The sequence below is a fragment of the Actinokineospora iranica genome, from assembly GCF_900101685.1.
Taxonomy (GTDB): Bacteria; Actinomycetota; Actinomycetes; order Mycobacteriales; family Pseudonocardiaceae; genus Actinokineospora; species Actinokineospora iranica.
The window spans coordinates 68,489-82,107 of record NZ_FMZZ01000008.1 but is presented as its reverse complement, the minus strand read 5'-3'; the positions used below and the strand labels follow the sequence as shown (position 1 = coordinate 82,107).

Annotated in this window: 13 protein-coding genes; 4 read left to right on the top strand and 9 right to left on the bottom strand. The window is 69.0% G+C overall.

Annotated elements, in window-relative coordinates:
* Positions 1-29: 29 nt before the first annotated feature.
* Together BLS56_RS17480 and BLS56_RS17475 are read right to left on the bottom strand one after the other, a co-directional pair.
* Positions 30-362: a hypothetical protein gene (locus tag BLS56_RS17480; RefSeq protein WP_139190779.1), complete on the bottom strand. Its 333-nt coding sequence runs from the start codon at positions 360-362 to the stop codon at positions 30-32.
* On the bottom strand, positions 359-553 hold the full coding sequence (locus BLS56_RS17475; RefSeq protein ID WP_091451871.1) for a helix-turn-helix domain-containing protein: 195 nt from the start codon (positions 551-553) through the stop codon (positions 359-361). The genes BLS56_RS17480 and BLS56_RS17475 overlap by 4 nt, the downstream gene beginning before the upstream one ends.
* A 152-nt stretch (positions 554-705) precedes the next feature.
* On the opposite strand from BLS56_RS17475, the gene BLS56_RS17470 reads away from it, so the two are divergent.
* Together BLS56_RS17470 and BLS56_RS32900 are read left to right on the top strand one after the other, a co-directional pair.
* On the top strand, positions 706-1,263 hold the full coding sequence (locus BLS56_RS17470) for a hypothetical protein (protein ID WP_139190777.1): 558 nt from the start codon (positions 706-708) through the stop codon (positions 1,261-1,263).
* Positions 1,260-2,552 (top strand): tyrosine-type recombinase/integrase, encoded by a 1,293-nt coding sequence (locus BLS56_RS32900; RefSeq protein ID WP_324187526.1) that lies wholly within the window; start codon positions 1,260-1,262, stop codon positions 2,550-2,552. Before BLS56_RS17470 ends, BLS56_RS32900 begins: the two co-directional genes overlap by 4 nt.
* Positions 2,553-2,717: 165 nt before the next feature.
* On the opposite strand, the gene BLS56_RS17460 is transcribed toward BLS56_RS32900, so the two are convergent.
* From BLS56_RS17460 to BLS56_RS17430, 7 genes are all read right to left on the bottom strand, one after another.
* Positions 2,718-3,161, bottom strand: a complete 444-nt coding sequence (locus tag BLS56_RS17460) for a hypothetical protein (protein WP_228771721.1) — start codon at positions 3,159-3,161, stop codon at positions 2,718-2,720.
* 157 nt (positions 3,162-3,318) lie between these two features.
* Positions 3,319-3,672, bottom strand: a complete 354-nt coding sequence (locus BLS56_RS17455) for a PaaI family thioesterase (RefSeq protein ID WP_091452411.1) — start codon at positions 3,670-3,672, stop codon at positions 3,319-3,321.
* A gap of 41 nt (positions 3,673-3,713) precedes the next feature.
* Complete coding sequence (locus BLS56_RS17450; RefSeq protein ID WP_091451866.1) at positions 3,714-4,469, bottom strand: thioesterase II family protein; 756 nt, start codon at positions 4,467-4,469, stop codon at positions 3,714-3,716.
* Between the two features lie 10 nt (positions 4,470-4,479).
* A complete protein-coding gene (locus BLS56_RS17445) occupies positions 4,480-5,457 on the bottom strand; it encodes an LLM class flavin-dependent oxidoreductase (protein WP_091451864.1) in 978 nt (325 codons plus the stop codon).
* Complete coding sequence (locus tag BLS56_RS17440; RefSeq protein WP_091451862.1) at positions 5,454-7,013, bottom strand: long-chain-fatty-acid--CoA ligase; 1,560 nt, start codon at positions 7,011-7,013, stop codon at positions 5,454-5,456. Before BLS56_RS17440 ends, BLS56_RS17445 begins: the two co-directional genes overlap by 4 nt.
* A 10-nt stretch (positions 7,014-7,023) precedes the next feature.
* A complete protein-coding gene (locus tag BLS56_RS17435) occupies positions 7,024-11,973 on the bottom strand; it encodes a type I polyketide synthase (RefSeq protein WP_228771720.1) in 4,950 nt (1,649 codons plus the stop codon).
* 22 nt (positions 11,974-11,995) lie between these two features.
* Positions 11,996-12,391 (bottom strand): acyl carrier protein, encoded by a 396-nt coding sequence (locus BLS56_RS17430; RefSeq protein WP_091451860.1) that lies wholly within the window; start codon positions 12,389-12,391, stop codon positions 11,996-11,998.
* A 186-nt stretch (positions 12,392-12,577) separates the two neighbouring features.
* Between BLS56_RS17430 and BLS56_RS17425 the strand changes: the two genes are divergently transcribed.
* A complete protein-coding gene (locus tag BLS56_RS17425) occupies positions 12,578-13,012 on the top strand; it encodes a hypothetical protein (RefSeq protein ID WP_091451857.1) in 435 nt (144 codons plus the stop codon).
* Between the two features lie 27 nt (positions 13,013-13,039).
* Entirely contained in the window at positions 13,040-13,606 is a 567-nt protein-coding gene (locus BLS56_RS17420; RefSeq protein ID WP_139190775.1) for a DUF3558 family protein, read from the top strand.
* Positions 13,607-13,619 lie beyond the last annotated feature (13 nt).

The window sequence follows — 13,619 nt, the reverse complement described above, 5'->3', positions numbered from 1 at the left end:
CGCGGTGGACCGGCCCGGCTTCCCCGTGCTCATACCGCACCCCACGACGCGAACCCGGCGACCAGACGGGCCGCCTCGACCTCGGCCGCCCGGAACTGGGAGTGCGCGCGCCGCAGGTGGCCCACCACATCGGCCACCGCCCCCGCGTCGGTGCCGACTACCTCCACCGCGCCCGCCCCGAAACACACATCCGCCAGCACCGTCAACCGGTCGCCCTCGACCCACCGGGCGTCATCGAGGCGAACCCGGACCCGCACACCGGGCGGGACCGCCCCATACCCACGCCCGACACCGGAGGCGTCCACATCGGACATCCGGAGTTCGAGCACCCCGAACACCACGTCGCTTTCCGGGCGGCTCACGCGCGCCCCCACACCTGCGCCTGGCGCAACCGCTCCACATACGCGGCCACCGCATCGACCGGCACCCGACGCGACCGACCGATCTTCACCGACTCCAACTCGGCCGAACCGATCAATGCGTACACCGTCGTCCGACCCAACCCCAACCGCTCCGCTGCCTGCTCCGGCGTCAACAACACCTGTCCTTGCATGTTCGTCCCGCACCTCTCCTGTCCGACCAAGTTCGCCCAGTTGGGCGAACCCCAGAGGTAGCACCTCGACGGCGGCCAATCAAGTAGGCTAAGTTGAGCGGCGTGGTTCGCGGACATGAGCGGACTCGGGTGAACGAAAGCGATGTGACGCTATGAGCGAGAACACACCGAACCTTGGTTGGGTGTCCATGGAAGGGCCGGACGGCGCGGGGTTGCACGTGCGCATGGCTGAACGCGACGGGCGCATGGTCGTGACGGACCTGTACCTACACGCCGACCAGGTCACGCCCGCGATGATGCGCGGCGTCCAATTGTCGACCGTGGAAGCGCTTTTCAACATGCTCCGCGCGGAAGTCGGCAAGCTCCGCAAGCCCGAATCGTCACCCGATGTGCGCGACCTGCACATGTTGATGGGTCGTCAGTTCTACACCCAGGAAACAGATTCATTTCTCGATCTCAAAGACTCGGTGCCCCGAACTGGCATTCCTCCGGTTTCCCGTCCGGTCATGATGCGCCCGGACGGGAAAGACCCGCGAGCGTTCTATTCTCAATTCGCACAGGTCTACATCATGGCCGCGACGGAGAGCAAACGGCCATCGGCCGTGATAGCGGAGGAATCCGGGGTTCCGGTTGCCACCGTCCGCCGCTGGGTCAAAGAAGCACGAGCCCGGGGATTCCTCCCGGCGGGAACGAAAGGAAAGGCCGGATGAGCGCGCGTAAACCGAACGGCAGATCGTCCATCTACGAGGACGCCCAGGGGCGGTGGCACGGCTACGTCACTATGGGCGTCAAGCCGGACGGCAAGCCCGACCGGCGGCACCGGACCGGGAAGACCGAAGCTGAGGTGACCGCCAAGGTTCAGAAGCTGGAACAGGAACGCGACGCGGGCAACGTCAAGCGCCCCGGACGTCCGCCCACCATGCGCGAATGGATCACGACGTTTCTCGACACGATCGCGCCGCAATCCATCGCGCCGATCTCGGTGGACAAATACTGGACACTCTCCCGAGCTTGGATCATTCCTCATATCGGGAACCACCGAATCGACCAGCTCGAACCCGAATACTTGGACGCGCTCTACGCGGCCATGATCAAAGCGGGTCGGTCGGTCAATTACATGATCCAAGCCCACCAGCTTGTCTACCATTTTTTCAATTCCGCAATGAAACGCCGCAAAGTCACGCGCAACGTCGCCCAGCTCATCGATCTTCCCAAACTCATCGAAAAGGAGATCCAGCCCTACAGTCAGAAGGAAGCCCGCGCGATCCTGGCCGCCGCACGCGGCCGACGCAATAGCGCTCGCTGGTCGGTGGGCCTGTCCGCAGGACTCCGACAAGGCGAAGTGCTCGGACTTCGGTGGTCCTACCTTGACCTCGACACCGGGGAAGTCCGGGTGTGGTGGCAACTCCAACACCAGCGCTACGCACACGGCTGCGACGACCCCCACGCCTGCGGAGCCCGCCGCCACCGCCCCAAGTGCCCCAAGGACTGCACCCGGCACCGTAAGCACCCCTGCCCGAAACCCTGCCCCGTCGACTGCGCCGCCCACGCCTCGACCTGCCCCCAGCGCAGCGGCGGACCCGTGTTCCGCCAACCCAAGGGCAAGCGCCGCCGCACCTTCGCGCTAGCCCCCGAACTCGTCACCATCCTCAAACAGCACCGCGCCGCCCAGCGCCGCGAACGCATGGCCGCAGGCACCGCCTGGAAGGACCACGATCTCGTGTTCAGCAGACCGGACGGAACACCCATCCACCGCCGTGACGACCACAACGAGTGGACCGACCTACTCGCCGCCGCAGGCGTGCGCCCCGGCCGGCTTCACGACGGACGCCATACCGCCGCAACCCTGCTCATCGAGCAAGGCGTCAACGTCCGCGTGGTCCAAGAGATCCTTGGGCACACCGACCTACGTGACACACAGCGGTACACCCACGTCGCCTCAGCAGCCCATCGCGACGCAGCCGCCCGCATCGGTACGGCACTGTTCGCCGACGGCTGACCCCCATCACCAATGCAAACGCAACTCCAACCGCAACCAAACCAGACCGCCAGGAACGAACAAGAACCAAAAGCGCAGGTCAACTATCGCGTTGTCTATCCATTTAGGACGCTAGATCCTGGAAGGCCGCCGTCGAAGCGACGGCGGCCTTGCGCGGGGGAAGACTTACTCGGCGCTCTTGAGCTTCGTCAGGGCGAACAGCTGCAGCGCGGCGAAACCGGCGACGGTGCCCGCCTGCATGATCGTCCAGACGGTGCCGATCGTGTTGGCGCCCATCAGGCCGAACAGCGCGACCACGACGCTGGCCGCCGCCCACAGGAAGTTCGCGTCGATGACGAACGTCGTGCCGCCGCGCGCGGGGTTCTTGCTCATGGCGAGCGCGGCGACGCCGAGGCCGAAGACGGTCAGGAACGCGCCGATGCCGACCAGGGCCGTGGGGGACACGCCGAGCAGGTCGCCCGCCCACGTCGAGAACGCCAGGTACAGCAGGCCGTTGCCGGTGGTGACGACGGCGTCGAGCGCGAGGAAGCGGCGGAGCAGGGTCACGGCGGGCGTGGCCGCGGCGCTGCTGTCGGACAGGCGCGAGGCGCCGTGTGCGGTCGTGGTCACGGTATCTCCTTCGGTAGCGCGTGGGACAACTGTGGCGGGTCCGCCGCCGGAAAGCGATTACCTGACGGGTAACCGGCCCGCGACGTCAGCGGGGTGTCAGGGTCCTGTCAGCGTACAGGCACGTGTCAGGGTTCTTACAGCACTCAGAAGAGTGTCTTCAGCGGGCCGGGAGGACGGCCTGGGTCTGCGTCGTCCGGGCGGCGAGCGTGCCCGTGTCGTCGAGCAGGTCGGTCTGGGCGACGATGAACTGGGCGCCCACGTGCAGCGGGCGGGCGAGCGCGGTGACGGTCCCGGACCGCACGGCGCGCAGGAAGTTCGTCTTCGACTCCACCGTCGAGGTCTGCGCGCCTGCAGGCAGGTTCAGGTACGCCAGCACGCCGCCCACGGTGTCGGCCAGGCCCATGAGCGCGCCGCCGTGCATCACCGACTTCACCGTGCACCGCTCCGGCGACCAGTCCAGCTCGGCCCGCACCTCTTCGCGGGTCGCCACGACGAGCCGCACGCCCAGCATCCGCGCGAACGGAAGCTGGGCGAGCAGCAACTCCGCCCCGGTCACACGACAGCCAGGCGTCGGGTCAGGTGCCGGGTGAGGTCCGCGGTCACCGCGACGGCGTGGTCGGGGTTGTCGATGTAGAAGTGGTCCCCGGTGAACTCGCTGTTGCCCAGGTACTCCGTGGTGCGGGTCTGCCAGGAGGCCATCGCGCCGGGCGACATCAGCGGGTCGGACTTGCCGCTGTAGGACACCAGCGGCACGTCCACCTCGGCGGCGTCATCGACATAGGTCGAGACCACCGCCAGATCCGCCCGCAGCGCCGGAATGATCATCGCCAGCACCTGCGGGTCGCCGTAGACCTCATCGGGGAAGGAGCCCAGGGTCTTCATCCACTCGATCATGTCCGGCTCGGGCATCTGGCTCTGCTCATAGGTGGCCTGCTGGAACCCCTCCGGCGACCAGCCGGACGCGCCGATCAGGATGGGGCCGCGCTCGCCGCCCCGGCGCATCGACACCGCGACCCGGTAGGCGAGTTGCGCGCCGAGGCAGTGCCCGAAGAACGCGTACGGCCGGTCGTCCAGCTCGTCCAGCATCGCCTCGTACAGCGCGTCGACCAGCGGCTCGATCTCGGTGAACGCGTCCTCGCCCATCCGCTTCTCCCGGCCGGGCAGCGACACGATCTGCTGGGCGAAGTCGGGGATGAGCAGGCCGCCCCAGTTGCGGTAGATCGCGCCGCCGCTTCCCGCGTGCGGGAACAGGAACAGCCGCAGCGGGGCGTCGGAGCCGATTTCGGCAGGCTCGAACCAGTTTCCCATCGCCGCGCCCCTAGACCAGGGCCCGGACGGCGGGAAGCACGGCCTCGGCGAGCTGGTCGAGCTGGTCGCCGGGGTCGAGGGAGCCGATGCGCACGACGATGTGCCGGGCGCCCGCGCGGATGTAGCCCGCGAGCCATTCGGCGCAGTCGTCGGCGCTGCCCCAGCCGTACGCCTGGAAGGTCGACATGATCTCCAGCGAGCGGCCGTAGTAGCCCTGGAGGTATTCCTCCAGCTGTGCCTTGGCTTTCGCGGCGTCCGGGTTGATGTTGACGGTGGCGTAGAGGCCGGGGGTGACCGCGCCTTCCGGGCGGCCGTGCGCGGCGGCCTGCTCCTGGATGGCCGACCACGCCGCCGCGTAAGCGGTGTCGGTCGGCAGGAACGGCAGCCAGCCGTCGTAGAGCCGGGCCGCGCGGGCGAGCACGCGCGGGGTGTCGCTGCCCGCGAGCCACAGCGGCGGGCCGCCCGCGGTGGCGGGCGCGGCCAGGCGGTCCAGCCCTTCGGTCTGCCAAATCGTTCCCTTGTGGACAGTCGGTGCGCCTTCGGTCCGGGCAGACCACGCCGTCTTCCAGTACCGCACGGTCTCGTCAAGTCTGCCGACTCGGCCCGCGAACGGGACGCCGACGGAGGTGAACTCGTCTTCGCTCTCGGGCATCGGGAACCCCGCGCCGAGGCCGAGGACAAGCCGGTCGCCGCCGGAGGCGTGGTCGAGACTGGTGACCATGTTGGCCCCCAGCAGCGGATGGCGCAGCGACGCGGTCAGCGCGCCGGTGCCCAGGGTGATCCGCTCGGTGACCGCGGCCGCGGCCGAGAGGACGACGAACGGGTCGAGCCGGGTGCGTGCGACGAGCGAGTCACCGGTCCACAGCGAGTCGTAGCCCAGCTTTTCCGCGCGCCGGGCGAAGTCGAGCAGCGGGGCTATCGAGAAGTCGTTGAGGATGGCCATTTCACGGGTCGGCAGCAGCGCGCCGATCCGGACCGTGCTAGTCATGCTGGTGCCCTTTCAGTGGTCGGCATCCGCTCCTCGCGGAGCGCGCGGCGCAGGATCTTCCCGGACGGGTTGCGGGGGATGGCATCCAGGAACTCCCACTCGGTGGGGATCTTGTAGTCGGCGATGCGCCCGGAGAGGAACACCATCAGCTCGCGCGCGGTGGTCTCGCGGCGCGCGACGACGCAGGCGTGCACCGCCTCGCCCCACAGCGGGTGCGGCAGTCCGATGATCGCCGAGTCGCTGACGTCGGGGTGTTCGGCCAGCGCCTTCTCGATCTCGGCCGGGTAGATGTTCTGCCCGCCCTGGATGATCGTGTCGTTGATGCGGTCGCAGAGGAACAGGTAGCCGTTCTCGTCCAGGTAGCCCGCGTCGCCCATGTGCAGCCAGTCGCCGATCAGGGTCTTCGCGGTGGCCTCGGGCAGGTTCCAGTAGCCGAGCATGTGCGCGGGCGTCTTGATGCAGACCTGGCCGATCTCGTTGGGCGGCAACACGTTCCCCTGCCCGTCGATGACCTTCAGCTCGTGCCCGGGGCAGGCCTTGCCCGCGGCCTTGAGCAGCGGGCTGCCCGGCACGTGGTCCTCCGGCGGCAGCGACACCGCGCAGGTCCCGGTCTCGGTGGCGGCGTAGATCTGGGCGAACTCGCAGCCCATGACGTCGATCAGCCGCTCCAGCAGGGCCGACGAGATCGGCGCGGCTCCATAGGCGACCTTGCGCAGCGACGTGAAGGTGTCCGGCCCGACTTTCCGTTCCTCGACGAGCATCTGGAGCATCGCGGGGGCGGCGAAGGTGACCGTCACTCCGACTGTCTCAATGAGACGGACGGCTTCCTCCGAGACGAACATCCGCATGACCACGTTGGTGGCGCCCGCGTTGAAGCCGTGCATGAACCAGCCCATGCCCGCGATGCCGAAGCCGGGCAGGGAAATCAGGCTCTTGTCGGTCGGCAGCCAGTCCAGCCAGGCCACGCCAGCCTCGGCCATCGCCTCGGGCAGGGTGAAGAACGCCCGGTTCGCCAGCACGACGCCCTTGGGGAACCCGGTGGTGCCGCTGGTGTAGATCTGCAGCACCGCGTCGTCCGGGCCGGTGGGCGAGACCAGGTCGTCGGCCGGGCTGTTTCCCTTCCACGCCTGGAAACCCGCCGCCCGCTCCGCCGCCGTGTCCAGCTCGATCACCTCGCGCAGAGTGGGCAGCTCGGGCCGCACCTTCTCGGCGACCGACAGGAACTCGCGCTCCACGAACAGCAGCGTGGCACCGGAGTCGCGCAGAATGTGGTCGACCTCGGCTGGGGTGAGCCGCCAGTTGACCGGGACCAGCACGACCCCGGACTTGGCGCAGCCCAATGCGATCTCGTAGTAGTGCTCGGACTCCAGACCCAGGTAGGCGATCCGGTCGCCGACGCCCAGACCGGCGGCGAGCAGCCGGTGGGCGGTGCGGTTGGACTCGCGGTGCAGTTCGGTGTAGGTGACCACGCGGTCCTCGCAGAGCACCGCCGGGTGGTCGGCGCGGTCGGCGGCGTGCCGCGCCGACGTGGCGGTCAGCGTCCAGTTCTGGTTCATGGCCTCTCTCCTACGCTGGGACACCGGACAGGCTCAGGTCGACGAACTCGGCCAGCAGCGTCGGGGTCGGGTGGTCGAAGGTGACCCCGGATGGGAGCGGCACGCGGACCGCGCTCTCCAGGGTGTTCTTGAGGTCGACCGAGGCCAGCGAGTCCATGCCCATCCGGACGAACTCCGCGCCGACCTCGACGTCGTTGACATCCTCGACCAGCAGAATCCGGGCGACCGTCCGGCGGATGAAGTCGCGGATGGCCGCGATCCGTTCCCCCCGAGGCAATCCACGCAGCTCGTCGGGGTCCAGGCCGCTGTCGCCGCCGTCGGCCGGGGTGAACAGCTCGCTGTAGAGGCCGCTGGCGACCGGTTTCGCCGCCATGAACCGCGGCCAGTCGACCTCGCCAGCGGCGACCTGCGGCGCGTCCCCGCCGAGCAGCGCGGTCAGCGCGCGCAGCGCCTTGGCCGGGGTGAAGAACTTGACGCCCTCGTGCTCCAAGGCTTTCACGTGCAGGTCGCTCAGCCGCGCCGACATGCCGACCTCCGACCACGGGCCCCAGTTCACCGCGAGCGCGGGCAGGCCCTGGGCGGCGCGCCAGTGGCAGAGCTGGTCGAGGAAGGCGTTCGCCGCCGCGTAGTTCGACTGCGACACGCCGCCGACGACCGAGGCCGCCGAGGAGAAGGCGACGAAGAAGTCCAGCTCCGGCAGGTCTTTGGTGGCCTCGTGCAGCAGCCACGACCCGTAGACCTTGGGGCCGAACAGGCCGTCGATGCTTTCCCAGGTCTGCGCGGGGATCGGCGCGTCGGCGAGCCCGCCGGCGGCGTGCACCACGCCCGCGAGCGGGTGGCCCTTGGCGAGGTCGGCGAAGATCCGCCGCACGTCGGCGGCGTCGCCGAGATCGCCTTGGTGCACCGTCACTTCCGCGCGGTCGTGCAGCCGCTCCCAGATCTCGGCCGCGTCGGCGGCGGGCGTGCCGCGCCTGCCGACCAGTGCGATGTGCCGGGCGCCGAGGGCGACCAGTTTCTCAGCGGTGACCAGACCGAGCGCGCCCAGACCACCGGTGATCAGATACGTGCGGTCGTCCCGAATCCGGACCGCGTGACCGCCGTCGGCGGTGTGCGGGCGCAGCCGCCGAACGTGCCGCACGCCGTCGCGGTAGGCGACCTGGAAGTCACCGACGTCCTTGGCTCGCAGCTCGGCGAGCAGCCCGTCGACGCCGTCGGTGTCGACCAGGGTCGGGCGGTAGGGCGGGAACTCGTTGAGCAGCACCTGCCCGAAGCCCCACAGGGTCGCCGCGGCCAGCCGCTCAGGCGGGGCCAGGTCGTCGCCGGGCAGGACCTGCGCCCGCTCGGTGACCAGCCAGAGCCGCTGCGCGCGGCCGAAACCGGTTTCCGACAGGGTTTTCAGGGTGGCCAGCAGGTTGGTGAAGTTGTGCTCGTTTTCCGCCCGCAGACCGTCCACACCAGACCCTTCGAGTTGGCGCCAGAACCAGACCACGTCGGTCGGGTCGTCACCGACGTGCTCGGCGCCGAACCGCAGCGTGACCCCGGCGACCTCGGCGGACGCGGCCAGCGCGGGGTCGGCGTCACGGTTGAGCACCACGACCCGCCGGGGCGCGAGCGCGACTGTGGGCTCGGTCACCGGGATCGGCTCCCAGTGCATCCGGTGTAGGAAGTCACCGGGAGTGCCGTGCGACAGCCCGACCTCCGACAGCTCGGCCACCAGGCGGTCACCTTCGTAGACGGCGACGTCCGCGCGGACATCCTCGTCAACGAAGGTCGGCTCGGCGGCCCGGACCACCGCGCGCAGCGCGCTCGACCGGGGCTTCTTCACCAGCCGCACCGCGCCGACCCGGAACGGCACACCGTCGCCCACCACGCTGAACACCGTCGAGGGCAGGTACTCGGCGGGCTCGCCGACCAACCCGATCTCGGTTCCGTCGAACCCGGCGCGAGAATCCGCTTGCGGCGCGCCGATTGTGGCAGTGGCCACGATGGTTTCCCCGACATGCACGCGCACGTGGGCGTCCTCGGTCAGCACTGTGCGCAAATCCACGGCCTCGCTCTCGCCGGGCGGCAGCGCGGTCAGCCGCACGTCGGTCACCGGCCGGGCCGTCTCGCCGAACACCTTGTCCTGGACCGCGAACAGCAGGTCGAGCAGCGCCTCCGCGTTGGGCGCCTCGGCGGCCTGGGCGCGGAACTCCCGCGTGCCAGCCTCTCCGGGCACCTCAGCGCCGAGCAGCGGGTGGCCGCCGACAGCGCGGGCGTAGTTGCCCTTGCCCTCGGGGAGCCAGTAGCGCTTGCGGTCGAAGGCGTAAGTCGGCAGCACCAGCCGGGTTCCGGCGCGGTCGCCGTGGAAAGCGGCCCACGCCACGGTGATCCCGGCGGTGTAGAGCTGGGCGACGGACTTGCGGATCGTCGCGCCTTCGGGGTCTTTCGGGTGCGCGCTGGTGATCCAGCGGTGCTCGGCGGCGTCCACGCACTTCTTGGCCAGCGCGGTGAGCGCGCCGGACGGGCCGACCTCGATGAACACGTGCTTGCCCCGGCGCTGCAGCGCGGCCATGCCCGCGGCGAAGTCCACCGGCTCGCCGATGTGCCGGACCCAGTACTCCGGGTCCGAAATCTGGGCGACCCGGGCGACCTTGCCGGTGAGGTTGGAGATCAGCGTCAGGCGCGGCTCGTGGAAGGTGATCCCGTTGAGCTCGGCCCGGAACTCGTCGAACACCTCGGTCATCAGCGGCGAGTGGAACGCGTGCGACACCGCGAGCGGCTTGACGGTGACGCCCTGCTCGGCCAGCTTCGCGGTGACCTCGGCCAGCGACGCGCTTGCGCCCGACACCACGCACTGCGACGGCGCGTTGTAGGCGGCCATCGCCAGGTCGTCGTAGCCGTCCAGCAGCGGAGCCACGTCCTCTGCGGGCGCGGTCACCGCCGCCATGCCGCCGGGCGCGGTCACCGACTGCATGAGCCGCCCGCGCGCCGCGACCAGTTTCACCGCGTCCGGCAACGTGAACAGACCCGCGACGGTGGCCGCGACGACCTCGCCGATGCTGTGCCCGATGAGCGCGGCGGGCCGGGCGCCCCAGCCGATCCACAGCCGCGCCAGGGAGTACTCCAGCGCGAACAGCGCGGCCTGGGTGAAGCGGGTCTGGTCGATCGTGCCGTCGTCGGCGGCGGTTCCCAGCACCAGGTCACGCACCGAGCGGCCCAGCAGCGGGGCGAACAGCCGGTCGCACTCGTCCAGGTTCCGCGCGAACTCGGGGTGGTCGCGGTAAAGCGGCGCGCCCATTCCCAGGTATTGCGATCCCTGGCCGGTGAACAGGAACGCGATCTTGCGCGACTCGCCCGCGCTCACGGTGTCGACGTCCTTGTCCAGCAGCGTTTCCAGCTCGGCTATGGTCCGCACGACCCCGGCGACGCGCAGCGGGAAATGCGCCCGCCCGGTGGTGACCGTGCGGCACAACTCGCCCAGGTCGGTGTCCGGGTGCGCGGCGAGGTAGTCGCGGTAGCGGTCGAGCTGGGCTTTGAGCGAGCGCCGGTTCTTCGCCGACAGCGCGAAAACCTCACCCGCCACCGGACTTGGCCTCTTGGTGGGCCCAGCCACCGGCGGGGCCTGCTCCAGCACGGCCGCGGAGATCGTGCCGCCGAAACCGAAGCTGTTGACCAGCGCCCGTTTCACCTCGGCGGTCCACGGGCGGGCCGCGGTGGGCACCTCGACCGGGTAGCTGGCCCAGGGGATGCGGCCGGAGGGGTTGGTGTAGTTCAGGTGCGGGAAGATCGTGGACTCGCGCAGTTGCAGCACGGTCTTGATGACGCCGACGATGCCCGCGACCGGCTCCATGTGGCCCAGGTTGGTCTTCACCGAGCCCACGATGACCGGCGCGTCCTTGGTGTGGGACTGGGCGAACACGTCGGCGATGGCGCCCATCTCGATCGGGTCGCCCAGCGGCGTCCCGGTGCCGTGCGCCTCGACATAGGAGATGTCCACCGGGTCCAGCGCCGCGGCCCGCAGCGCTGCCCGCATGACCTGCTCCTGCGCCGGTCCATTCGGGACGGTCAGCCCGGCGCTGTCGCCGTCCTGGCCGATCGAGGTGCCCCGGACCAGCGCGAGCACGGTGTCGCCGTCTCGACGGGCGTCCGAAAGTCGCTTGAGGACCAGCACACCGCACCCTTCGGCACGGGCATACCCGTCAGCGGACTCGTCAAAAGTCTTGCACTGCCCGTCGGTCGACAGCATGTTCGCCGCCGAGAAGATCACCTGCGTGCGCGGGTGGTGCAGCGCGTTGACCCCGCCCGCCAGGGCGATGTCGCACTCACCCGACCGCAATCCCTTGACCGCCAGGTGAACCGCGGTCAAGCCCGACGCGCACGCCGTGTCGACCGTCAGACACGGCCCATGCCAGCCCAGAAAATAGGAAAGCCGTCCTGACAGCGGGAAGAAGGTCACACCGGAAGCGAGATGCCCGTCCAACTCCGGGTAGGAGAGCTGGTCCATCTCGAAGGCGTAGTCGATGGAGCTGGCCCCGACATAGACGCCGCCGTTGCCCTTGCGCAGCGGCGTCGGGTCGATGTTGGCGTGCTCCAACGCTTCCCACGCGGTCTCCAGCAGCAGCCGCTGCTGGGGGTCCATGTACTGCGCCTCTTTGGGGGAGATGTTGAAGAACGGCGCGTCGAACAGGTCGAGCCGATCCAGGTAGCCGCCGTTCTCGGCCCGGATCTTGCCCTTGTCGTCCGTTCCACTCGGCGTGAACGCCGCCGCGTCCCACCGGTCCCGCGGGAGCGGCACGATGCCCGACCGCCCGGCCCGCAGGAAGTCCGCGAACTCAGCCGGATTCCCACTGCCGCCAGGAAACCGCAACCCCATGCCGACGATCGCGATGGGCTCGTACTTCTCCAGCATCAGCGACCGAATCGTCTCCCGCTGACGCCGCAGTTCCTCACCGAGACCAGTCTCGTCCGGCATTGCCATGTCCGCCTCCGATGAACGCGCTTCAGGCGCGGTAAAGGTCCTTGAGCATGTCGTCGACAAACACCCGATCCGACTCCGCACCCGCCGCGGCCGCCGAAGTTGCCTGCTGGCGCGGGAAAACGTCGGCGAGGACGTCGGTCATGAGGTAGGCAACCAGTTCCCGCACGGTCGGCCGGTTGAACAACGCGTTGGCGCTGATGTCACACCCCAACCGCTCCTCCAACCGCCGCTTCACGTCGGTGATCCGCAGGGAGGTCAGCCCCAACTCGAAGAAAGCCTTGTCCAGCGCCAAGTCCTCCCCCGCCCCCATCAGCAGCGCCGCCCGAAACTCCCCCACGACAACGGCCTCCAGGGCGTCAGGGCGCTCGGAGAGCGGCACAGCCAGCAACTCATCGACTGTCGGGGTCCGTTCGGGCATGGCGGCCTCCGTTGTTCAGGTTTCCCACTTCCGCGACCCCGATCAGAGCAGTCCCGGCTGATGCGTCCCTGACCGGCGACTGACCTGGAGAGATGACCAATTGTCGTCATCTGCCAACCAAACCCTCGGCAACCGGCGGCCGCCCCGATACCCTTAGTGGCCGACCCGTCACGCACAGGGGGAGTCATGCCCGACGGCACGTCACCGCTGCCGCCAGCGCAGGAACAAGCGCAGGCGATCATGCGGCAGTGGATGGAGGCCCACAGCCGACCGTCGTCAGACGGAGGCGGTTTCGCCGCCCTGGGAGGCCTTTCCGCCGCGGCGGGAGCGGGCGAGTTCACCATCGCGCCCGAGACGGCCAACGCCATTATAGATCAACTTCGGATTGTCCAAGACTCCGCGATTCGTATGGGTCGAGACTTCTCTCAGTTCACCTGGGAAGCCCCGCTCGGCGGTGGCTATGCACAGCAGGTCAGCGCTTTCGACCGCCAACTGGCGGACTCCGCACAAGAAAAGCTGACCACGTTCAGCGCCGAGATCGACACCATCATCCAAGCCGTAGCGGCCAGCATGGCCCATTACCGCAGCGCCGACGAAGGCAACGCGGACCACTTCCACTAAGCCCGGGGGACGCTCGTGATCAGGTGGATGCCCAAGCTGTTCTTGATTGTCAGCGTGCTGGCGGTCGCGGCGACGGCGTGCGCAAGCCAGGAACCAGGTGTCGCGATTCCTTCCGACGTCACCTCGACGACCAAGACGACCGCGCGGCCGACCACCACGACGTCCAAGTCAGCCGTGGGCGCAGGCGGTCCTGCCGCGGAACTCGCCACGCTGGACCCGTGCGAGTTGCTGTCGGAGACCGAGCGCGGCGAACTCGGCCTCGCTCCCGGCGAGCCCGCGACCCGTGGGACGACGAAGTCCTGCGACTGGACCAAAAGCGGGGACTGGGGAGTGGCTGTCAGCCTCTCCACCCGCACAGGTCTGAAAGACGGCAACTACCACGGCGGAACACCCACACCTGTCGAGGTGGGCAGGCACGAGGCCACGAAACTGGAGAACATGGGCGGCGGAAACGGCGCGTGCGACGTCTTCATCGCGATAACCGAAACGTCCTCGGCCCATATCACCGCCAATTCCAGTGGCCGTGGCGACACCGCGAAAGCGTGTGCCAACGCGACGCTGATCGGGCGGATCATCGATCCCAAGCTGCCATGAGGAGGGTGACCGG

Bases quoted from the DNA above. Each gene is read 5' to 3' on its own strand.
- BLS56_RS17455 (WP_091452411.1), bottom strand. From the start codon at position 3,672: ATGCTGGGCGTGCGGCTCGTCGTGGCGACCCGCGAAGAGGTGCGGGCC.
- BLS56_RS17420 (WP_139190775.1), top strand. From the start codon at position 13,040: ATGCCCAAGCTGTTCTTGATTGTCAGCGTGCTGGCGGTCGCGGCGACG.
- BLS56_RS17475 (WP_091451871.1), bottom strand. From the start codon at position 553: ATGCAAGGACAGGTGTTGTTGACGCCGGAGCAGGCAGCGGAGCGGTTG.
- BLS56_RS17430 (WP_091451860.1), bottom strand. From the start codon at position 12,391: ATGCCCGAACGGACCCCGACAGTCGATGAGTTGCTGGCTGTGCCGCTC.
- BLS56_RS17450 (WP_091451866.1), bottom strand. From the start codon at position 4,469: ATGGGAAACTGGTTCGAGCCTGCCGAAATCGGCTCCGACGCCCCGCTG.
- BLS56_RS17445 (WP_091451864.1), bottom strand. From the start codon at position 5,457: ATGACTAGCACGGTCCGGATCGGCGCGCTGCTGCCGACCCGTGAAATG.
- BLS56_RS17435 (WP_228771720.1), bottom strand. From the start codon at position 11,973: ATGGCAATGCCGGACGAGACTGGTCTCGGTGAGGAACTGCGGCGTCAG.
- BLS56_RS17440 (WP_091451862.1), bottom strand. From the start codon at position 7,013: ATGAACCAGAACTGGACGCTGACCGCCACGTCGGCGCGGCACGCCGCC.
- BLS56_RS32900 (WP_324187526.1), top strand. From the start codon at position 1,260: ATGAGCGCGCGTAAACCGAACGGCAGATCGTCCATCTACGAGGACGCC.
- BLS56_RS17470 (WP_139190777.1), top strand. From the start codon at position 706: ATGAGCGAGAACACACCGAACCTTGGTTGGGTGTCCATGGAAGGGCCG.
- BLS56_RS17425 (WP_091451857.1), top strand. From the start codon at position 12,578: ATGCCCGACGGCACGTCACCGCTGCCGCCAGCGCAGGAACAAGCGCAG.